Genomic DNA, 22,156 nt, shown 5'->3' with positions numbered 1-22,156 from the left:
GGTGGGCACGACGGCATCAACACCCCTTCGGTGTCGTCCCCGCGAAAGCGAGGATCCATAACCACCGGCAGTTGTTGTGGCGAGCAAGCGGTTGCGGCGGAGCACACCACAAGCGCCTGTGGTTATGGGTCCCGGCGCAAGACCGGGACGACATCGGCGCTACGTCGGCGACACCGCGCTCTTCAGTTCGCCCTGCTGCACCACTGTGCCGTGCAGCCGCGCGCGCTCGGTGTTTGGCCAGAGCAGGAGCAGTCCGAGCAAGCCGGATGCGATCATGATCGCGGCGTTGATGGTGAAGCCGGTCATGTAGCCGTCGAACAGACTCGCCGAGTGCTGGATCACGCTGCCCATGACGGCCGGCGCCACGATGCCGGCCAGCGTGTAGAGCGCGCCGTAGATCGCGATCGCGGCGCCGCGCTGCGACACCGGCGTGAACTCTCCGATCATCGGTGCGCAGACCACGTAGATCGACCCGCAAAGGCCGGAGCCGAACACGAGCAGCGCAATCGTCATTCCGCCCGGCGCGACGTGGGGCATGATCGCCATGATCGTACCGCCGATGATCAGCGGCACCGAGCCGAGCACGCCGCGCGCGCCGCGGGTGGTGAAACCGCGCGCCAGCATCAATTGCGAAATCCAGCCCGTGAGCATGACGACGACGGCGCCGAACACCCAGGGCAGTATGGAAATGAACCCGGCCTGATGCTGCGAGAAGCCGAGCCCCTTGACGATGAACGGCGTGAACCAGGTGAGGCCAAGGGATAGCGCCCAATACGCGCCGAAGGTGGCCGCGACGCAGCCGACGAAGGTCCGCGAGGTCAGAAGCCGGGAATAGGGAATCCGCGGCTCACTGGCCGCAGTCGCCGCGGTCTCCGTCAGCGGGCCTTCCTTGCCGAGGAATAGCCACGCCACCACCCACATCAGCCCGACGATGCCGAGCGCGCCGAACGCATAATGCCAGTCATGATTGACGATGATCCAGTTCAGCGCAGGCACCGCGAGGATCACGCCGAACGCCGAGCCCTGCGACAGGATTGCAATCGGCAAGGTCCGCTTCTCGTCGGGGAACCATTTGAAGATGGCATGAGCCGCCACCGATGCCGCAGGCCCCTCGCCCGCGCCCAGGATGATGCGGCAGACCAGCAGCGTGGTGAAGCCGACGGTGCCGACCATCGGGAACTGCGCCAGCGCCCAGATCAGCGCCAGCACCAGCAGCACCCAGCGGGTCTCGACGCGGTTGACGATGAAGCCGACCACGATGGCCGAGATCGAGAACAGGAAGAAGAAGGACGAACCGAGCAGGCCGAACTGCTCCGGATCGAGCTTCAATTCGGTCATGATCGGCACGCCGGCGAGGCCTACCACGATCTTGTCCGCGAAGTTGACCAGCATGAACAGGAACAGGAGGAAGGTGATCTTCCAGGCGCCTTTCGGCGTCGGCTGTACAGTCATGCGTGGTTCTCCCCGTCGTTATCTCTCTTGCTCGGCTCTGTTGTTCGGCTCTGTCGGCCAGCCCGAAAACCGATGCTAGCCTTGGGTTTCCCGGCAAGGCAACCGTCGATTTTGACCTGCCGGCCCTGCCGTGGCATCGACAGCGCATGGCAAGTGGAAATCGCCCCGTGCTCGAAGTCACCGGCCTGAAGAAAAGCTATCGTTCGGCCGGCGAGGACATCGCTGTGCTGCGCGGCGTCAACCTTGCGGTCGCCGCGGGCGAAAGCGTGGCGCTGACCGGGGAATCCGGCAGCGGCAAGAGCACGCTATTGCACCTGATCGCCGGGCTCGATGCCGCCGATGGCGGGGAGATCATCCTCGACGGCACGCGTCTCTCCGAGCTCGGCGATGCCGGCCGTGCGGCGCTGCGTCGCGACCGGCTGGGGCTGGTGTTCCAGCAATTCAACCTGATCCCGAGCCTGACGGTTTTGGACAATCTGACCTTTCAGTCGCGGATCGCCGGCCGGGATGACCCGAAATGGCACGACGAACTGGTGGAGCGGCTCGGGCTGGTGCGTCTGTTGAAACGATATCCGGAGCAGTTATCCGGCGGCCAGCAGCAGCGCGTCGCGATCGGCCGCGCGCTGGCGCCAAAGCCGCTGCTGCTGCTCGCGGACGAGCCGACCGGCAATCTCGACGAAGAGACCGCGGACGAGGTGCTGGCGCTGGCGCGCGATCTGGTGGCGCGGACCGGCTGCGGCTTCCTGATGGTAACGCACAGCGCGCGGCTCGCCGCGACGCTCGACCGCCAGGTGAATCTACACGCAGGAGTGATCGCGTGAGCCGGGTGCTGTGGACGCTGGCGGTGCTGCTGAGCCATTGGCGTCGGCATCCGATGCAGCTTGCGACGCTCTTGATCGGATTGATCGCGGCAACCGCGCTGTGGAGCGGCGTGCAGGCGCTGAACCAGCAGGCACGCAACGCCTATGATCGCGCGGCGGCGACCTTCGGCGGCAGCCGCACCGCGATGCTGATCAGTCGCGACGGCACCGGTTTTCCACAACAGCTCTTCGTCGATCTGCGCCGCGCCGGCTGGCCGGTCTCGCCGGTCGTCGAGGGACGCGTGCAGATCGGCGGACGATCGTATCGGCTGCTTGGCATCGAGCCGGTGACGCTGCCGGGCGAAGTCAGCACTGCGCCCGTGATCGGCCGGACCGATCTGCAGTCCTTCGTCACGCCGCCCGGCGAAATGCTGGCGGCGCCGGAAACGCTGACCGACCTCGGCCTCAAGGAGGGCGAGCAGTCTTCGTCGAATGGCGGCGTGCTGCTGCCGCCACTGCGCGTGCAGCCGCAGCTCGTGCCCGGCGTGCTGGTGGTCGATATCGGAATCGCGCAGCAGATCCTGAGAATGCCGGATCGGATCTCGCGGTTGATGGTCGGAAAATCCGGCGCCAGGCGCGCGCCGCTGGAGAGCATCGCAGGCGACCGGCTACGCCTGGTCGAGCCCGATGCGGAAACAGATCTCGAGCGCCTCACTGACAGTTTTCATCTCAACCTGACCGCGTTCGGGCTGTTGTCGTTCTTCGTCGGCCTGTTCATCGTCAACTCCGCGATCGGGCTCGCCTTCGAGCAGCGGCTGCCGATGCTGCGCACCTTGCGCGCCTGCGGCGTGTCGGCGCGGATGCTGAACAGCGTGCTGGTCGCCGAGCTGGTCTCGCTCGCGCTGCTTGCCGGCCTGGTGGGACTGGTCTGCGGCTATTTCATCGCCGCAGCGCTGCTGCCCGACGTCGCCGCCTCCTTGCGCGGACTCTATGGCGCGCAGATTCCTGGACAGTTGACGTTGAAGGCAGAGTGGTGGCTCGCCGGCATCGCCATCAGCATCCTCGGGGCGCTGGCGGCCGCTGCCGCAAGCCTTGCCAAGGCGATCCGCATGCCGGTGCTGGCGTCAGCGCAGCCGCAGGCCTGGCAACAGGCGCAGCGGCGCTGGCTGGTGTTTCAGAGCGCCGCCGCACTCGCCGCCTTTGCCGTGGCCGGCGGCTTGCTCTGGTTCGGCGATTCCCTGCTCGCGGGCTTTGCCGTGCTCGCCGCGCTGATGCTCGGCGCGGCGCTGATCCTGCCGACGATCCTGGAGATCGCACTCGCGCTCGGCGAGCGCAGCGCCGGGCAACCGGTCAGCATCTGGTTCTGGGCCGACAGCCGTCAGCAGCTCTCGGGACTGTCACTGGCGCTGATGGCGCTCTTGCTGGCGCTCGCGGTCAATGTCGGCGTCAGCACCATGGTGGAAAGTTTCAGCCGCACCTTCCTGGTCTGGCTCGACGGACGGCTCGCCGCCGACGTCTATGTCAATGCCACCAGCGATGCGCAGGCCGCCGAGATGAAGGCCTGGCTGCGCGGGCGGAGCGAGATTCAGGCCATCCTGCCCGGCGGCCGCGCGGATGCGCAGCTTGCGGGCATGCCGATCGAGGTGCTCGGCCTGCCCGATCAGGCCACCTTTCGCGACAACTGGCCGCTCTTGGAATCGAGATCGGATGGGTGGGACCGTTTGCGCGCCGGCGACACCTGCTTTGCCAGCGAGCAGTTGTCGCGGCGCTTGAGGCTTGCGATCGGCGACCGGATCGAGGTGCCCGCGCCCGGCGGCAACTGGTCGCTCGAGATCGTCGGCATCTATGCCGATTATGGCAATCCCAAGGGCCAGGTGGCGGTGAACTTTGCCGCGCTGACGCGACACTTTCCGGAGGTGCCGCAGACGCGGTTCGGCCTGCGCGTCGTACCGGAGGCCGTGCCCGCGCTGATTGCTGAACTGCAACGGAAATTCGTCCTCGATGACCGCAGCGTCGCCGATCAGACGACGATGAAGGCCGAGTCCAGGCGCATCTTCAACCGCACCTTCTCGGTCACGACAGCGCTGAACGCTTTCACGCTTGGCGTCGCCGGCGTTGCGCTGCTCACGAGCCTCTTGACCCTGGCGAATTCCCGCCTGCCGCAGCTTGCGCCGCTGTGGGCGATCGGGCTGACACGCGAGAAGCTCGCGAAGATCGAACTATTGAAGACGATGGCGATGGCGCTGATCACTTCGCTGTTCGCGCTGCCGCTCGGACTATTAGTGGCGTGGTGCCTGCTGGCGGTCGTGAACGTGAAGGCGTTCGGCTGGCGCTTGCCGTTCCAGGTGTTTCCAGTGCAACTGGTGGAGCTGCTCGGCGTTGCCCTGGCGGCCGCGCTGGGTGCGGCGCTGCTGCCGGTCATCAGACTGGCGCGGATGCAGCCCGCCAGCCTGATACGGATCTTTGCCAATGAACGCTAGATGAGAATGGGCCGGATTGTATCCGCATTCGATACTGGGCTCCCTCCCCCGCTTGCGGGGGAGGGCTGGGGTGAGGGCATCTCCACGATGGGACAGTCCGTGTGGAGAGAGCCCTCACCCGGCGCGGAGCCTGTACTCGGACGGCGCGAGGCGCCGATCCGGGTACGCCGACCTCTCCCGCAAGCGGGAGAGGTGAAAATCTCGCGCCGTGCCTTCGTCAGCGGCGCACTTGCAGTTGGCTTTGGAAGCCGCGCGCATGCGCAGGGCTTTGCGGGACTCAGCGAGACCGCCGACGGTTTCGCGCCGGTGGTGCCGGGCAAAAACTTCGTCTTTCCGCTCGACCACGGTCCGCATCCGGAATTCCGCATCGAGTGGTGGTATGTGACAGCGAATCTGGTCGATGCGGCCGGCACGGCCCATGGCGCACAATGGACATTGTTCCGGCAGGCGATGCGCGCGGGCGCGCAGCTCGAGGGCTGGGCCAACCAGCAGGTCTGGATGGGACATGCGGCGGTCACGCGCGCCGACACCCACCGCTATTCCGAAACATTTGCGCGCGGCGGCGTCGGACAGGCCGGCGTCGAGACGAGCCCGTTTGTCGGCTGGATCGATGCCTGGGAGATGCGCGCGCTCGATGGATTCAGCGCGGACAAGGTTGCGCCGCTGAAACTCAGCGCGACCGGCGCGGACTTCAGCTGCGAGCTCCGCCTCGATGCCGGGCACGCACTGGTGCTGCAAGGCGACCGCGGCTACAGCAGGAAGTCCGATCGCGGACAGGCGTCCTATTACTACAGCCAGCCGTTCTTCAAGGCGGCCGGCCGCATCGTCATCGACGACAAGTCTGTTGACGTCACCGGGCAGGCTTGGATGGACCGCGAATGGAGCAGCCAGCCGCTCGCCTCTGACCAGACCGGCTGGGACTGGTTCTCGCTGCATTTGCCAAACGACGAAAAGCTGATGCTCTACCGGCTCCGCCAGAAGGACGGACGCAGCAATCTGTTCGGCAACTGGATCACGCCGGACGGCCAATCAAGCGAGATCGCCGCAAGCGACAACAGCATCACGCCGACCGCCTTCACTGACATCGGCGGCCGCAAGGTGCCGACGTCATGGCGTGTCGCGATCCCTGCGCGCGGGGTAAAGATCGAAACCAAGCCGCTCAACGCGCGAAGCTGGATGGGGACGAGCTTTTCCTACTGGGAAGGGCCGATCAGCTTTGCCGGCAGCCACATCGGCGTCGGCTATCTCGAGCTGACTGGCTATTGAGCGGCATCATCGAGGCAAGCGCTCCATGTACCACTACACAGCAATCGTCACCTGTCTCGCCATCGCATTCTACTTCTTCACCTCGGCAACAGTGGCGCGGGCGCGTCACACATTCGGCGTCAAGCTGCCGGCGATCACAGGGCATCCTGATTTCGAGCGCATATTCCGGGTGCAGATGAATACGCTGGAATGGATGCCGATCTTCCTGCCCTCGCTATGGCTGTTCGCGTTCTACGTCAGCGACGCCATCGCCGCCGCGCTCGGCGTTATCTGGATCATCGGCCGCATCATTTATTTCATTGGCTATCGCCAAGCCGTCGAAAAGCGCGGCCCCGGCTTCGGCATCCAGGCGCTGGTGTGTATCGTCCTGTGGTGCGGAGCTTTAGGGGCGGCGATGTGGAAGGTGATTTCCTGAGAGGGTTAATTGAGATTGACGGCGCGTCAAACTCCCATGTCGTCCCGGCCTTGAGCCGGGACCCATAACCACGAATGCTTGTGGTTGCGGCACCCTATAACCCCAGTCCTCACACAACGCAGGCCTGTGATTATGGGTCCCCGCTTTCGCGGGGACGACACCGGTGATTGGTTCGCGAGACGCGATCACTTCGTCAGCGGGCAGCCGCTTTCCTTGGCGGTGAAGAAGGCCTTGTCGCCGGGCACCACGGCGATCTGCTTGTAATAGTCCCACGGCTTCTTCGATTCCGAGGGCTTCTTGACCTCGAACAGATAGAGGTCGTGCACCATGCGGCCGTTCTCCAGCACCTTGCCCTTGGCGAAGGCGTCGTCGACCGGGAGCTCCTTCAGCTTCTTGGCCACCGCGTCGCTGTCCTTGGTGCCGGCGGCCTTCACCGCCTTCAGGTAGGACAGCGTCGCCGAATAGGTGCCGGCATGGATCATGCTCGGCATGTGGCCGGTGCGCTTGATGAAGCGCTCGCTGAAGGCACGCGAGGCGTCGTCGTGGTCCCAGTAGAACCCTTCGGTGAGCACGAGACCCTGCGCAGCCTCCAACCCGAGTCCGTGCACTTCGGATAGCGTCATCAGGAGGCCGGCGAGCTTCTGCCCGCTCTTGACGATGCCGAACTCGGCCGCCTGCTTGATCGAGTTGGTGGTGTCGAGGCCGGCATTGGCGAGGCCCACGATCTTCGCCTTGGAGCTCTGCGCCTGCAGCAGGAAGGACGAGAAATCGGACGAGTTCAGAGGCACGCGGACCGAGCCCAGCACCTTGCCGCCCTTCTCCTTCACGATGTCGCTGGTGTCCTTTTCCAGCGCGTAGCCGAACGCGTAGTCGGCGGTCAGGAAGAACCAGGTGTCGCCGCCCGCTTGCACCAGCGCGCCGCCGGTGCCCACCGCGAGCGCGCGGGTGTCATAGGCCCAGTGGAAACCGTAGGGCGTGCAGGCATCGCCCGTGATCCGCGACGTCGCCGCACCGACCACGATGTCGATCTTCTTCTTTTCCTTGGAGAGCTCCTGGATCGCCAGCGCCACAGACGAGGTCGTGAGTTCGGTGATCATGTCGACGCCTTCGGCGTCATACCAGCGGCGCGCGATCGCAGCCGCAAGATCGGGCTTGTTCTGGTGATCGGCGGTGACGAGCTCGATCTTCTGGCCCAGCACCTCGCCGCCGAAATCCTCGATCGCCATCCGTGCCGCCTCGAGCGAGTATTTGCCGCCATAATCGGCATAGACGCCGGACTGGTCGTTCAGGATGCCGATCTTGACGCCCTGCGCGAAGCCAGGAGCTGACAGCAAAAGACCGCCAAAGGCGACGACGGCGAACAATCCCGATTTCATAAATGATCTCCCTGCAGTTTCTGTTCGGAATATGCGCGAATGATATTTTATAACCCTGCGGCTGCCCATCTATTTCAGATCAGCCATTAGTGGGGCTTGCAGCTCTCGTCATTCCGGGGCATCGCGCAGCGATGAACCCGGAATCCATTTCCCCCGCCAGCGTATGCGGCCCGATGGATTCCGGGCTCGCGCTACGCGCGCCCCGGAATGACGGCGGCGGTAAGCGGGCCGGCCCCTGCCTCACGCTTCCACCGGCTTCTTCGGATGCCTGGGATCGGCGAGCCGGCGCACCACCATGTAGAAGATCGGCGTGAAGATCAGGCCAAACAGGGTGACGCCGAGCATGCCGAAGAACACGGCAACCCCGACGGCCTGGCGCATCTCCGATCCCGAGCCGGTCGAGACCACGAGCGGCAGCACGCCGAGAATGAAGGCGAACGACGTCATCAGGATCGGCCGCAGCCGCAGGCGACAGGCCTCGATGACAGCCTCCAGCCGCGGCCTGCCCTCAGCCTCGATGTCGCGCGCGAACTCGACGATCAGGATCGCGTTCTTGGCGGCGAGGCCGACCAGCACCACGAAGCCGATCTGGGTCAGGATGTTGATGTCCAGCCCCATGATGCGCACGCCGATGGTCGCGGCAAGCAGGCACATCGGCACGATCAGGATCACCGCGAACGGCAGGCTCCAGCTGCCATACTGCGCGGCGAGCACGAGATAGACGAACAGCACGCAGATCGGAAACACATATAGCCCGGCATTGCCGCCGGTGACCTGCTGGTACGACAGATCGGTCCATTCGAACGCAAAACCGCTCGGCAGCGTTGCATCGGCGAGCTGTTTGATGGTGTCGAGCGAGGTCTGCGAACTCGCGCCGGGCGCCGGCTCGCCCTGCAGTTCGGATGCCGAATAGAGGTTGTAGCGCGCGACTCGGTCGGGCCCGGAGACGTCGCGGAATTCGACCACGCTGCCAAGCATCACCATGTCGCCCGCCGCATTGCGTGTGCGCAGCCGCGCGAGATCAGAGGCTTCCTTGCGGAACGGCAGGTCGGCCTGCGCGGTGACGTGGTAGGTGCGGCCGAACAGGTTGAAGTCGTTGACGTAGGTCGAGCCGAAATAGGTCTGGATGGTGTCGTTGATGCTTGCAATCGGCACGCCGAGCTTTTGCGCCTTGACGCGGTCGATGTCGACGAACACTTGCGGCGTATTCGCGGTGAACGGCGAAAACACCGAGGTGAGAGATGGTGACTTGCGCGCGGCCGCGACAAGCTCGTCGGTCGCGGCGGCTAGCAGCTCGGGGCCGCGGCCCTGGCGATCCTGGATGCGGATGGTGAAGCCGCCGCCGGTGCCGATACCCGGCACCGCAGGCGGCGGAATCACGATGATGAAGGCGCCCTGGATCACGGACAGACGTTTGCGCAATTCGGCCGTGATCGCGGCCGCCGACAACCCCTTCTTCAGACGCGCCTCCGGCTCATCGAACACGGGGAATAGCGCCGCGGCATTACCTTGTTGGGTGCGCGTCGCGCCCGAGAAGCCGGCAAAGGCCGCCACGCGAACAATGCCCGGCGTATCGAGCGCGATTCGCTCGATCTCGCGCACCACCGCCGTCGTGCGAGCCAGCGATGCCGCCCCCGGCAATTGCACCGATATGATGATGTAGCCGCGATCCTGCGACGGAATGAAGCCCTGCGCCGTGGTCACAAGCAACCAGCCGGCACTGCCGATCAGCGCGACATAGATCAGCAGCATCACCGCCGTATGGCGGATCACGAAGTCGGCCGCCGCGGCATAGCCATGCGACAGCCGGTCAAAGATCCGGTTGAAGACGCCGGTGAACTTGTCCCAGCCACGGGCAATGATATTCCAGCGCGCCGGCGGCCGCTTCTCCTGATGCGGCACCAGGATCAGCGAAGCCAGCGCCGGCGACAGCGTCAGCGAGCAGAAGCAGGAGATCGCGGTCGCGACCGCGATGGTGACGGCGAACTGCTGGAAGAATTGCCCGGAGATGCCGCCGAGGAATGCGGTCGGCACGAACACCGCACACAGCACCAGCGCGATCGAGACCAGCGCTCCGCCGACCTCCTCCATCGTCTTGAGCGCGGCATCGCGCCGGCTCATTCCGTGCTCGAGATGTCGCTCGACATTCTCGACCACCACGATGGCGTCGTCGACCACGATGCCGACCGCCAGCACCAGGCCGAACAGCGTCAGATTGTTGATCGAGAAGCCGAGCGCAGCCATCACCGCGAAGGTGCCGACCAGCGACACTGGGATTGCGATGATCGGAATGATCGCCGGCCGCCAGCCCTGCAGGAACACCAGCACCACGATGACGACGAGCAGCATCGCCTCGTAGATGGTCTTGATCAGCTCCTGGATGGATTGCGCGATGAATTCGGTCGGGTTGTAGCCGATATTGTAGTCGAGTCCTTTCGGGAAGCTCGCCTTGAGCTTGACCATCGTGTCGGAGATGTTCTTGGCGGTGGCGAGTGCGTTCGAGCCGGGCCGCTGCGTCACCAGCATGCCAACCGCCGATTTCCGCAACAGGAAGCTGTTGGTGGTGTAGGACAGCGCGCCAAGTTCGACGCGGGCAACGTCGCGCAGGCGCACGGTGCGGCCGTCGGCCCCGGCCCTGACCACGATATCCTCGAATTGCTTCGGATCCTTGAGACGGCCGGTGAAGACAAGGTTGGGCTGGAACGCACGATCCGCAATCGGCGGCTCCGCGATCTGTCCACCCGCGATCTGCAGGTTTTGCGCGCGGATCGCCGCCAGCACCTCGGTTGAGGTCAAGCCGAGATTGGCGAGGCGGTCGGGATCCAGCCACAGCCGCATCGAGTAATCGCGCGCGCCGAAGATCTGGATGTCGCCGACGCCATCGAGTCGGAGCAACTGGTCGCGCACCTGCAGCAGCGCGTAGTTGGAGATGTAGAGCTGGTCGAAGGTGTCGTCCGGCGACAGCATGAACACGACCATCAGGATGTCCGGGCTGTTCTTGCGGGTGACGACGCCGTTGCGCTGCACCTCTTCCGGCAAGCGCGGCTGCGCGATCGCGACGCGGTTCTGCACCAGCACCTGGGCCTTGTCGAGATCGGTGCCGAGCTTGAAGGTGACGGTGATGGTGAGTTGCCCGTTCGACGTCGCCTGGCTGTAGAGATACAGCATGTCCTCGACGCCGTTGATCTCCTGCTCGATCGGAGCTGCCACGGTATCGGAGACGGTCTGCGCGGAGGCGCCGGGATAGCTCGTGGTGACCACCACCGTCGGCGGCACCACTTGCGGATACTCCGAAACCGGCAGCGTGGTGTAGGCGATCGCGCCGACGATCAGGAGCACGATCGACAGCACCATCGCCAGGATGGGCTGGTTGATGGAGAGCCGGCCGAGATTCATGATTTGCCACCGGCGGCGGGCTGGGCCGGATGCGGGCTCACCTTGGCGCCGACGCGGGCGCGCTGCAGGCCATCGACGATCACGCGGTCTTCAGCCTTCAACCCTTCGCGGATCACGCGCAGGCCTTCGTCGAGCGGGCCGAGCGTCACGGGCTTGGCTTCCACCGTGTCGTCGTCCTTGACCACGAACACGATCTTGCGCGACTGATCGGTGGCAACAGCCGTGTCGGGCACGAGCAGCGCTTCATAGGGCGCGCTGCCGATGATCCGCACGCGGCCGAACTGTCCGGGCAGGATCGAGAGATCCTTGTTCGAAACCACCGCGCGGCTGCGCAGGGTGCCGGTCGAGACATCAAGCCGGTTGTCGAGGAAATCCATCTTGCCTTCGTGCGACGGCTTGGTCTCGCCGGTCAACGTCACCTGGACCGGATTGGGCGTGTCGCGCGAGCTCGGGCGCTTGCCCTCGAACCAGAGCCGGTTGTTGCGCAGATAGGTCGCCTCGTCGACGTCGAAATAGATGTAGATCGGATCGAGCGACACGATCGAGGTGAGCAGCGTCGCGCCACCCTCGCTGCCGTGCACGAGGTTGCCGGCACTGACGAGGTGGCGGCTGACGCGGCCGGTGATCGGCGCCACCACGTGGGAGAATTCGATGTTGAGCTGCGCCGCCTTCAGCGCGCCCTCGGCCTGCATCTCTGCCGCGCGCGCCGCCTGCAGGGTCTGGCGGCGCTGGTCGACGATGGAATCGGAGACCGCCTGGGTCTGGTTCAACACCAGCGCGCGGTCGAGCTCACGCCTTGCCAGCTCGGCGCGGGCGCGGGCATCGGAGAGCTGCCCGTCGGCCTGCAGGGCGACGGCTTCGAACGGACGTGGATCGATCACGTAAAGCAGGTCGCCGGTGCGGACGATCGCGCCATCGCGAAACTCGACGCTGGTGACGAAGCCGCCGACCCGGGCGCGAACCTGGACCTCCTCGATCGCTTCGAACCGGCCGGTGAATTCGTCCCAATCCGTGACCGTGCGCTTGGTCGGCTGCGCCACCGTGACCGCGGGGGCCGGCGTTGCCGCCTGCGGCTGCGGCTTGTCGCCACAGCCTGCCAATGCCACGGCTGACATTGCCAAGGCAACGAGCAGGCCAGGCGCGCTGACGCCGCGCCGTGAGTGGGCCGTGAGGCTTCCTGTTCTGTCGGTCGCGCCCAAGTCGATCTCCCCATGAACGGCACAGCGGGTGCGCTCGACGCGCCCCCGGCCGCATACCTTACACGCAGCGGAGGTCAAAGATGTGACCGTCAGCCAGTGTGTTCAAGGGGGCGGCGGGATCAAGCAAAATCGCTGTCCAATTTTCGTGACCGCACGCCGACGCAGGCGGCGATCGCCTCCGGAAGCCGCACCCGCTGAACGCCGCATCTTCAGGCATGACGAGCCGGTCCGGCTCCGTTAGATTGTCATCAAAGAAAATAAATCTTTCAAGGAGGGGTCGGCTCGTGCACCGAGGACGTGTCGTATTTGGCGCAATGGAGGAGGTCGTGTTCGGCCGCCAGGCGGCCGAGGCGATCGTCGAGCAGGTGGAGCGCGTGGCCGCGCAACGCGCCTTCCTGATGGTCAGCGGTACGCTCAACCGCGCAACCGACGAGATCGAGCGGATCCGCGCTGCTCTGGGCGCAGCCTGCGTCGGCACCTTCGATGCGATGCCGCCGCATACGCCGCGCGCGGCCGTGATCGCGGCAGCCGAGCAGGCGCGCGCCTCGAACGCCGATCTCATCGTCACCATCGGCGGCGGCTCGATCACCGACGGCGCCAAGGCGGTGCAGCTTTGCCTCGCCAACGACATCCGCAGCGCAGTCGATATCGACAAGGTTCGCACCAGCCACGGCGTATCGCCGCAAGTCAACGCGCCAAACGTGCGCCAGATCAGCGTGCCGACGACGATCGCGGGCGGCGAGTTCACGGCGATCGCCGGCGTCACCAACGAGAAGAAGCGGGTCAAGGAGCTGCTGCACCACCCGCGCACGATGCCGCGCGCGGTCATCCTCGATCCCTGGCTTTCGGTGCATACGCCGGAATGGCTCTGGCTCTCGACCGGCATCCGTGCGGTTGATCACTGCGTCGAGGGCATCTGCTCCAATGAATCGCACCCCTATGCCGATGCGCAGGCGCTGAAGGGGTTGTCGATGCTGGCGCAGGCGCTGCCGCGGGTCAAAGCCGATGCGACCGACGTCGACGCGCGGCTGGACTGCCAGATCGGCACCTGGCTGTCGACGGGGCCACTCGCCTCCGGCGTGCCGATGGGCGCAAGCCATGGCATCGGCTATGTGCTCGGCGCCGAATTCGACGTGCCGCATGGCTACACCTCCTGCGTGATGCTGCCGGCGGTGATGCGCTGGAACAAATCAGCCAATGCCGAGCGGCAGGCGCAGGTCGCCGCCGTCATGGGTCATCCCGGTGAGGACGCCGGCGACGTGCTCGACACCTTCATCCGCGGGCTCGGGCTGCCACGCAGCCTCCAGGACGTGCGGATCGGCCCCGAACATTTCGACCGCATTGCCGCGCAGGCGATGAAGACGCCATGGGTGCCGCGCAACCCGCGCACGATCGCGAGCCCTGAGCAGGTCCGCGAAATTCTTCTGTTGGCAGCATGAGGGAAATTGTCCACCAATGTACACTGGAAAGCATGCTTATCTGCGCCCGTTGCAACCCGCCTTCATCATGGCTGCGACGGGCGAGACCGTCACCTATCGCGAACTCGAGGCGCGCAGCAACCGGCTGGCGCATCTGTTTCGAAAGCGCGGATTGAGGCGGCTCGACCACTATGCGATCTTCATGGAAAACAACAGTCGCTATCTCGAGGCTTGCGGCGCCGGCGAGCGCTCCGGCCTCTATTTCACCTGCGTGAACTCCTATCTGACCCCGGGCGAGCTCGCCTATATCCTCACCAACAGCCAGTCGCGCATCCTGATCACATCAAAGGCGAAGCTCGACGTCGCGCGCGAGGCGCTGAAGGAATGTCCGCGGGTCGAGCTCTGTATCGTCGCCGACGGTGATGGAGAAAGCGATCGCATCGTCGGCCTGCGCGAGGCGACCTCCAGCCTTCCCGCGACGCCGATCGAGGATGAAGCCATCGGCACCGCGATGCTCTATTCGTCCGGCACCACAGGCCGGCCCAAAGGCATCCTGCGGCCGTTACCGGAGCAGCCGCCATCGCAGCAACTGCCGCTGTTCGATTTCCTGCAGAAACTCTGGCACTACCGCGAAGGGATGATCTACCTGTCGCCGGCGCCGCTCTATCATTCGGCGCCGCAGGCGGCCGTCAATCTCACCATCCGCGTCGGCGGGACCGTCGTGATCATGGAGAGTTTCGATCCCGAGCGCTATCTGCAGCTCGTCGAGCAATGGGGCATCACGCACTCGCAGCTCGTGCCGACCATGTTCTCGCGGATGCTGAAGCTGCCGGAGGAAGTGCGCAGCCGCTACGACCTGTCGTCGCTGGAGATCGCGATCCACGCCGCCGCGCCCTGCCCTGCGCTCGTGAAGGAGGACATCATCAACTGGTGGGGGCCGATCATCCACGAATATTACGGCGCGACCGAAGGTCTCGGCTTCACCGCCTGCAACACCGAGGAGTGGCTTGCGCATCGCGGCACTGTCGGCAAGGTGCTGCTGGGCGACCTGCATATCCTCGACGAGAACATGCAGCCCAGCCCGAAAGGGACGCCGGGCACGGTGTGGTTCAAGACCGCCTCGCCCTTTGAATATTTCAACGATCCCGCCAAGACCAGCGAGGCGCGTTCGCCGGACGGCAGCATGAGCACGGTCGGCGACGTCGGCTATGTCGACGACGACGGCTATCTCTATCTCACCGACCGCTCGACCTTCATGATCATCTCCGGCGGCGTCAACATCTACCCGCAGGAATGCGAGAACCTCCTGATCACCCATCCCAAGGTCGCGGACGCCGCGGTGTTCGGCGTCCCCAATCCCGATCTCGGCGAGGAGGTGAAGGCGGTGGTGCAGCCGATGAGCGACGTGACGCCGGGACCGGACCTTGCCGAGGAGCTGATCGCGTTCTGCGCGCAATCGCTGTCGCGCCAGAAAGTGCCGCGCTCGATCGATTTCGAGGCGGAACTGCCGCGGCTGCCGACCGGCAAGCTCTACAAGCGCCTGTTGCGCGACCGCTATTGGGGCAACAAGACCTCACGCATCGTGTGACGTGGCGCATCGGGCTCGACGTGGACGACAGAGCCTGATCGCGATGGGTTGATAGGCCGCCGCGTTGCTCGGTATCGGGATTTCCCCTAAACGTTTCGTAACAAGAAAATTCGGGGAGAACGGCCGATGGACGTGGTCCGGGTGGGTCCGGGATTCGCTGCGGAAATTCGCGGCGTGACGCTTGACCAAGTCGCAAGAAGCGATGCTGCCTATGCTGCAATGCGTGCGGCGTTTGAAACGCATTCCGTCCTGGTGTTTCGCGACCAGGATGTATCAGACGAAAAACAATTGGCATTCTCGCGCCGCTTCGGCCCGCCGGAAGTGACAAAGGTCGGTTCCATGGGGACGGGGTCGCATTTCGTGATCCTCACGACCATCGGTCCCGACGGCAGGGTGGTGCCGCCCGATCACCGTCAGGCCCTGCGCAGCAAGGCCAACCAGCTCTGGCATACCGATTCCTCCTTCAAGCGCGTGCCGGCGCTGACCTCGATCCTGTCGGCGCGAGTCATTCCCGGTCATGGCGGCGAAACCGAATTCGTCTCCACGCGCCTTGCGTTCGAGCTGCTCGACGACGGGCTGGCAAAGCAGCTCGAAAATTCCTTCGCCTGGCATTCCTACGCGCATTCGCGCGGCCAGATCGCACCGGGCCTTGCGACGCCCGAGGAGATGGCGGTGCTGCCGCCGGTGTGCTGGCGCATGGTGTGGCGCAATCCCGCCAATGGCCGTGGCGCGCTTTATCTCGCATCGCACGCTTATGCAGTCGAAGGCATGAGCGCTGCCGCGGGCAAGAAGCTGATCGATGAGCTGATGGCGGCAGCGACCGCGCCGGGAACGGCCTACCTGCACAAATGGCGGCAAGGCGACGTCGTGATGTGGGACAATCGCGCCACCATGCATCGCGGACGGCCATGGCCGGCGCATGAGCCGCGACTGATGATCCGCACCACGATCTCGGCAACCGAGGCCGACGGTCTCACCACCATGGGCCTGCCGTCGCCGCAAGCGGCGGAATAGCGGCCGCAGTGCAGCGCCGAAGGTCGCAGGCTCGGCAATTCATGCGAATTGCCAAGCCTCACGCGCACGACGCTGGTTGCTCAGATGTCTCGCCATGGTATCCTCCATGCCAAATCGGCCATAGAGACCGAACATCGGGAGGAAATGATGCGGAGCGTGCGAGCGCTTGCCGTGGCAGCGTTGTGTTGGCTTTCGGCTTACGATGTTTCGCTGGCGCAGGAACCGAAGTCCGGCGGCATCCTCAAAATGTATCACCGCGACAGTCCGGGCAGCGCCTCGATCCACGAGGGCGCAAGCTATTCCTTCAATGTTCCCTTCATGCCGGTCTTCAACAACCTGGTGATCTTCGACCAGCATGTTCCGCAGAACAGCGTCCACACGATCATGCCGGAACTGGCGGAGAGCTGGGCCTGGAGCGACGACAAGAAAAAGCTGACATTCAAGCTGCGTAAGGACGTCAAGTGGCATGACGGCAAGCCGTTCACATCGGCTGACGTCAAATGCACCTTCGACCTGTTGATGGGCAAGTCGCAGCAGAAGTTCCGCCAGAACCCGCGCAAGTCCTGGTACGACCAGGTCAGCGACGTCTCTACCAATGGCGATTACGAGGCCTCCTTCAACCTGAAGCGGCCGCAACCGGCGCTGCTATCGCTGCTCGCCTCCGGCTATACGCCGATCTACCCCTGCCACGTTACGCCGGCGGAGATGCGCACCAAGCCGATCGGCACCGGTCCGTTCAAGTTCGTCGAGTTCAAGGCCAACGAGTCGATCAAGCTGACCAAGAACCCGGACTACCTAAAGAAGGGCCTGCCCTATCTCGACGGCATCGAATTCACCATCGTCCCGAACCGCTCGACGGCGATCCTGGGCTTCGTCTCCGGCAAGTTCGACATGACGTTCCCGACCGAAGTATCGATCCCGCTGCTCAAGGACGTCAAAACGCAGGCGCCCAATGCCGTATGCGTGGTGGAGCCAAGCAACGTCGCCACCAACATCATCATCAACTCGTCGGCTCCGCCGTTCGACAATCTCGACATCCGCCGCGCGCTCGCGCTCACCATTGACCGCAAGGCGTTCATCTCGATCCTGTACGAGGGCCAGGCCGATATCGGCGGCACCATGCAGCCCGCGCCATCAGGACTGTGGGCGATGCCCAAGGAGATGCTGGAGACGATCCCGGGCTATGACCCCGACGTCAACGCCAACCGCGAGCAGGCCCGCAAGCTGATGCAGAAGGCGGGCTACGGGCCCGACAAGCATTTGCAGATCAAGGTATCGACCCGCAATATCCCGATCTACCGCGATCCGGCCATCATCCTGATCGACCAGCTCAAGACCATCTATATCGACGCCGAGCTCGACGTTGTCGACACCGCGCAATGGTTCCCGAAGGTCGCGCGCAAGGACTATTCGCTGGGCCTGAACCTCACCGGCAACGCGGTCGACGAGCCTGACCAGTCTTTCTACGAGAACTATTCCTGCGAATCCGAGCGGAACTACACCAACTACTGCAATCGCGAGATCGAAAAGCTGTTCAACGAGCAGTCGGCCGAAACCGATGCCGACAAGCGCAAGAAGCTGGTCTGGGAGATTGACAAGAAACTGCAGGAAGACGTGGCGCGGCCCATCATCCTGCATAGCCGCACCGGAACCTGCTGGCAGCCTTACGTCAAGAACGTCACGGTGATGTCCAACAGCTCCTACAACGGCTACCGTTACGAAGACGTCTGGATGGATAAGTAATCTCCGGTCGCACGCGAGATAGGCGTCGAAGGCGGATCAGGGAGGAAGGCCAGGTGCTAGCCTATATCGTCAGGCGCCTCTTCCTGATGCTCGTGACCCTGTTCGGGATCTCGGTCATCATCTTCGTGCTGCTGCGCGTCGTGCCCGGCAACATCGTCGATATCCTGTTCGACGCTGCCGGCTATGTCGATCCTGCCGACAAGGCCAATCTGGAGAAGGAACTCGGCCTCAGCCAGCCGATCGTGATGCAATATCTGAGCTGGATCGGCGGCCTGCTGCACGGCGATCTCGGCTATTCCTATGTCTCCGAGAAACCGGCGCTGCAGGAGATCCTGCCGCGGATCCCGATCACGGCAAAGCTCGCCGGCCTTGCGCTGTTGTTCTCGGCCTCGATCGGCATTCCCTTGGGCGTGCTCAGCGCGGTGCATCAGGGCACGCGGCTTGACTATGCCCTGCGCGTGGTCAGCCTGAGCGGATTGTCGCTGCCATCGTTCTGGCTCGGGCTTCTGATCCTGATGGCTTCGGTGTCGATGCTCGGCTGGATGCCGATCTTCAACCCCAATCCGCAGACCTGGGCCGAGGCGTTCGCGATCTACTGCATTCCGGCGATGGCGGTCGGCTTCCGCAGCGCGGCGCTGACCATGCGCATCACCCGCTCCTCGATGCTGGAGATCCTGCGGCAGGATTATATCCGCACCGCCCGCGCCAAGGGCGCCTCCGAGGCTTCCGTCAACTATCACCACGCGCTGAAGAACGCGGTGCTGCCTGTCATCACCGTGATCGGCATCGAGGCGGCGTTCCTGATCGGCGGATTGATCGTCACCGAGACCGTGTTCAACATCCCCGGCATCGCCCGCTTCCTGGTCGAGGCGCTGCGCTGGCGCGATTATCCCATCGTGCAGAACCTCGTGATGTTCCTCGCGGTCGTCGTGGTCGTCGTCAACTTCACGGTCGACATGCTCTACGCCGCGATCGACCCGCGCATTCGCTACGGAGATTAACTCTTGGCAGTCATCAACTTCGATGCCGAACTGAAACGCGCCGGCGCTGACGCCACTCACGGGTGGCGGCGGCTGACCTTCCTTGCGCAGCGTTATCTGCTCGGCACGATCGGCCTCATCATCATGGTGTTGTTCGTCGCGATGGCGCTCTCGGCCGACCTGATCAGCCGCTACGATCCGCTTGCGGTCGATTCGGCGCATCGTCTGGCCGCGCCGGACGCACGGCACTGGTTCGGAACCGATTCGTTCGGCCGCGACGTCTGGAGCCGCATCATCTATGGCGCGCGGATCTCGCTGGCGGTCGGTATCGGTTCGACCGCGCTCGGCGCCTCGATCGGCGTCATTGTGGGGCTCGCCTCCGGCTATCTCTCCGGCTGGGTCGATCTCCTGTTCCAGCGCATCACCGACATCCTGCAGTCGCTGCCGCTGCTGGTGCTGGCGCTGGTGATGACGGCCGCGCTCGGCCCGTCGCTGCCGAACGTCATCATCGCGATCGCGATCCCGCTGATCCCGACGGTCGCGCGCGTGATCCGCGCCAACACGCTGGCGCTGCGCGAACTGCCGTTCGTGGAAGCGGCCAAGTCGATCGGCATGAGCGAGATGCGGATCGCACTGCGCCACGTGCTGCCAAATACGCTGGCGCCCCTGATCGTGCTCGCGACCGCGCAGCTCGGCTCCACCATCCTGACGGAGGCGTCCTTGTCGTTTCTCGGTCTCGGCATTCCCGAGCCCTATCCATCGTGGGGCCGCATGCTTTCGGAATCAGCCGCCGAATATGTGCGCGTCGCGCCATGGCTCGTGATTTTCCCGGGAATCGCGATCAGCCTGGCGGTGTTCGGCACCAATCTGTTCGGCGACGCCCTGCGCGACATTCTCGATCCAAGGCAGCGCGGCTAGAGCATGATCCGGAAAAGTGGGGAACCGGTTTTCCGAAAAGATCATGCTCAAACAAAGGAGACAGAGCGGAATGACAATTCGAAGAAGAGGCATTCCGATCTGATGAACGGAGCAAGCAAGACAGAACCGGTCCTCGAGGTGAAGAACCTGAAAACCGTGTTCTTCACCAATTCAGGACTGTTCAAGGCGGTCGACGACGTCTCCTTCAGCGTCCGCCGCGGCGAGACGCTGGCGATCGTCGGCGAATCCGGCTGCGGCAAGAGCGTGACCGCGCTCTCAGTGATGCGGCTGGTGCCGGATCCGCCCGGCAGGATCGTCGGCGGCGAGATCGTGCTCGAAGGCAAGGATCTGCTCGCGCTCGATGACGAGGCGATGCGCAAGATCCGCGGCAACCGCATCTCGATGATCTTCCAGGAGCCGATGACCTCGCTCAATCCGGTGATGCGGATCGGCGACCAGATCACGGAAGCGTTGCGCCTGCATCAGGACATCAGCGGCAGGGAAGCCTGGAAACAGGCAGTCGACATGCTGCGCCTGGTCCGCATCCCCGAGCCGGAGCGGCGCGCGCAGGAATATCCGCACCAGCTCTCGGGCGGCATGCGCCAGCGCGCGATGATCGCGATGGCGCTGGCCTGCCGGCCGGTGCTGCTGATCGCGGACGAGCCGACGACTGCGCTGGATGTGACGATCCAGGCGCAGATCCTGGCGCTGATGGTCGACCTGCAGAAGAAGCTCGGCACCGGACTGATCCTGATCACGCACGATCTCGGCGTGGTCGCGCAGACCGCGCAGCGCGTGATCGTGATGTATGCCGGCAGGAAGGTCGAGGAGGCGAGCGTCGAGGCGCTGTTCGAGAATCCGCTGCATCCCTATACGCGCGGCCTGATGGCCTCGATCCCGGCTGTGCCCGCGCTTGACGCAAAGGCCGATGTGCGGCTGGTCGAAATCCCCGGCATGGTGCCATCGCTGACGAAACTGCCGCAGGGCTGCGCGTTCGCGCCGCGCTGCCGGTTCGCGATCCCACGCTGCCGCGAGGAATATCCGCCGCTCGGCGATTTCGGCGGCCGGCATCTTGCTGCGTGTTGGCGGGCGGGCGAAATGGCGGAGGCGTCATGAGCGAGGTGCAGCCGCTGCTGGAAGTCACCGACCTCGTGAAGCACTATGCGGTGCGCGGCGGCGTGCTGCGGCGGCAGGTCGGCACCGTGCATGCGGTCGATGGCGTCAGCTTTTCGCTGGCTCCCGGCGAGACGCTCGGGCTGGTCGGCGAATCCGGCTGCGGCAAGTCGACGGTGGCGCGCAGCGTGCTGCGGCTGGTCGAGCCATCGAGCGGCGAGATCCGGCTGAACGGCGAGGCGATCACGCGCTTGAGCAAGTCGGAGCTGCGTCCCTATCGGCGCTCGATGCAGATCGTGTTCCAGGATCCGTTCGCCTCGCTCAACCCGCGCATGACCGCGGGCGACATCGTCGGCGAACCCTTGAGCGTACACGGACTGGCCTCGGGCGAGCAGAAGCGGGAACGCGTCGCGGAACTGTTCCAGCAGGTGGGCCTGCGGCCCGACCAGATGAAGAACTATCCGCATCAGTTCTCCGGCGGCCAGCGCCAGCGCATCTGCATCGCACGCGCGCTGTCGCTCGGGCCGAGCCTGATCGTCTGCGACGAACCGGTCTCCGCGCTCGACGTTTCGATCCAGGCGCAGGTGATCAACCTGTTGATCGACCTGCAGCGCCAGCGCAACTTTTCCTATCTGTTCATCGCGCATGATCTCGCCGTCGTCGCCCATATCAGCCACCGCGTCGCCGTGATGTATCTCGGCCGCATCGTCGAGATCGCTGACAAGGCCGAGCTATTCGCCAATCCACGCCATCCCTACACCCAGGCGCTGCTCGCCTCGGTGCCGGTCGCCAACCCTCGGATCAGGCGGCTGACGCCGCTGGTCGAAGGCGACGTGCCGAGCCCGATCAACCCGCCCTCCGGCTGCGCCTTTCATACACGCTGCCGCTACGCGATGGATCGCTGCAAGCTCGAGCGACCGCCGCTGGTGGACGCGGGCGCAAGACATCAGGTGGCGTGCTGGCTGAATGAGGGAACGGGGCGGGCGAACTCAGCTTAA

16 protein-coding genes are annotated in these 22,156 nt (G+C 64.6%); 12 read left to right on the top strand and 4 right to left on the bottom strand.

Annotation, left to right across the window (positions count from 1 at the left end; all coding sequences use genetic code 11):
• Window positions 1–159 precede the first annotated feature (159 nt).
• Complete coding sequence (locus I6F35_RS00430; protein WP_225115664.1) at window positions 160–1,452, bottom strand: MFS transporter; 1,293 nt, start codon at window positions 1,450–1,452, stop codon at window positions 160–162.
• A 167-nt stretch (window positions 1,453–1,619) separates the two neighbouring features.
• On the opposite strand from I6F35_RS00430, the gene I6F35_RS00425 reads away from it, so the two are divergent.
• From I6F35_RS00425 to I6F35_RS00410, 4 genes are all read left to right on the top strand, one after another.
• Entirely contained in the window at window positions 1,620–2,273 is a 654-nt protein-coding gene (locus I6F35_RS00425; protein WP_225115663.1) for an ABC transporter ATP-binding protein, read from the top strand.
• The gene (locus I6F35_RS00420; protein ID WP_225115662.1) at window positions 2,270–4,732 is read left to right on the top strand and encodes an ABC transporter permease; all 2,463 of its coding nucleotides are present in this window, start codon (window positions 2,270–2,272) and stop codon (window positions 4,730–4,732) included. Before I6F35_RS00425 ends, I6F35_RS00420 begins: the two co-directional genes overlap by 4 nt.
• Window positions 4,733–4,924: 192 nt before the next feature.
• Window positions 4,925–5,998: a lipocalin-like domain-containing protein gene (locus I6F35_RS00415; protein WP_225115661.1), complete on the top strand. Its 1,074-nt coding sequence runs from the start codon at window positions 4,925–4,927 to the stop codon at window positions 5,996–5,998.
• 25 nt (window positions 5,999–6,023) lie between these two features.
• Window positions 6,024–6,413 carry an MAPEG family protein gene (locus tag I6F35_RS00410; RefSeq protein WP_225115660.1) on the top strand — a complete coding sequence of 130 codons (390 nt, stop codon included), beginning with the start codon at window positions 6,024–6,026 and terminating at the stop codon, window positions 6,411–6,413.
• Window positions 6,414–6,598: 185 nt separating this feature from the next.
• Here the strand turns inward: I6F35_RS00410 and I6F35_RS00405 are convergent, their stop codons facing one another.
• From I6F35_RS00405 to I6F35_RS00395, 3 genes are all read right to left on the bottom strand, one after another.
• Window positions 6,599–7,789 carry an ABC transporter substrate-binding protein gene (locus I6F35_RS00405; protein WP_225115659.1) on the bottom strand — a complete coding sequence of 397 codons (1,191 nt, stop codon included), beginning with the start codon at window positions 7,787–7,789 and terminating at the stop codon, window positions 6,599–6,601.
• A 240-nt stretch (window positions 7,790–8,029) separates the two neighbouring features.
• On the bottom strand, window positions 8,030–11,185 hold the full coding sequence (locus I6F35_RS00400) for a multidrug efflux RND transporter permease subunit (RefSeq protein ID WP_225115658.1): 3,156 nt from the start codon (window positions 11,183–11,185) through the stop codon (window positions 8,030–8,032).
• Window positions 11,182–12,318 carry an efflux RND transporter periplasmic adaptor subunit gene (locus tag I6F35_RS00395; protein ID WP_346283131.1) on the bottom strand — a complete coding sequence of 379 codons (1,137 nt, stop codon included), beginning with the start codon at window positions 12,316–12,318 and terminating at the stop codon, window positions 11,182–11,184. Before I6F35_RS00395 ends, I6F35_RS00400 begins: the two co-directional genes overlap by 4 nt.
• 350 nt (window positions 12,319–12,668) lie before the next feature.
• On the opposite strand from I6F35_RS00395, the gene I6F35_RS00390 reads away from it, so the two are divergent.
• The 8 genes from I6F35_RS00390 to I6F35_RS00355 all read left to right on the top strand — a co-directional run bounded on the left by I6F35_RS00390 (window position 12,669) and on the right by I6F35_RS00355 (window position 22,156).
• Complete coding sequence (locus I6F35_RS00390) at window positions 12,669–13,823, top strand: iron-containing alcohol dehydrogenase (protein WP_225115657.1); 1,155 nt, start codon at window positions 12,669–12,671, stop codon at window positions 13,821–13,823.
• 16 nt (window positions 13,824–13,839) lie between these two features.
• Window positions 13,840–15,390 carry an AMP-binding protein gene (locus tag I6F35_RS00385; protein ID WP_225115656.1) on the top strand — a complete coding sequence of 517 codons (1,551 nt, stop codon included), beginning with the start codon at window positions 13,840–13,842 and terminating at the stop codon, window positions 15,388–15,390.
• A gap of 126 nt (window positions 15,391–15,516) precedes the next feature.
• Complete coding sequence (locus I6F35_RS00380; protein WP_225115655.1) at window positions 15,517–16,404, top strand: TauD/TfdA family dioxygenase; 888 nt, start codon at window positions 15,517–15,519, stop codon at window positions 16,402–16,404.
• Between the two features lie 147 nt (window positions 16,405–16,551).
• Complete coding sequence (locus I6F35_RS00375) at window positions 16,552–18,147, top strand: ABC transporter substrate-binding protein (protein WP_225115654.1); 1,596 nt, start codon at window positions 16,552–16,554, stop codon at window positions 18,145–18,147.
• 53 nt (window positions 18,148–18,200) lie between these two features.
• Window positions 18,201–19,148, top strand: coding sequence for an ABC transporter permease (locus tag I6F35_RS00370; protein ID WP_225115653.1), 948 nt, complete (start codon window positions 18,201–18,203; stop codon window positions 19,146–19,148).
• Between the two features lie 3 nt (window positions 19,149–19,151).
• Window positions 19,152–20,045 carry an ABC transporter permease gene (locus tag I6F35_RS00365; RefSeq protein WP_225115652.1) on the top strand — a complete coding sequence of 298 codons (894 nt, stop codon included), beginning with the start codon at window positions 19,152–19,154 and terminating at the stop codon, window positions 20,043–20,045.
• 102 nt (window positions 20,046–20,147) lie between these two features.
• On the top strand, window positions 20,148–21,161 hold the full coding sequence (locus tag I6F35_RS00360) for an ABC transporter ATP-binding protein (protein WP_225115651.1): 1,014 nt from the start codon (window positions 20,148–20,150) through the stop codon (window positions 21,159–21,161).
• Complete coding sequence (locus I6F35_RS00355) at window positions 21,158–22,156, top strand: dipeptide ABC transporter ATP-binding protein (RefSeq protein ID WP_225115650.1); 999 nt, start codon at window positions 21,158–21,160, stop codon at window positions 22,154–22,156. Before I6F35_RS00360 ends, I6F35_RS00355 begins: the two co-directional genes overlap by 4 nt.

The sequence above is a fragment of the Bradyrhizobium sp. BRP22 genome, assembly GCF_020194175.1.
In the GTDB taxonomy this organism is placed as follows: Bacteria; Pseudomonadota; Alphaproteobacteria; order Rhizobiales; family Xanthobacteraceae; genus Bradyrhizobium.
This window is presented reverse-complemented; position numbering and strand designations above follow the sequence as displayed.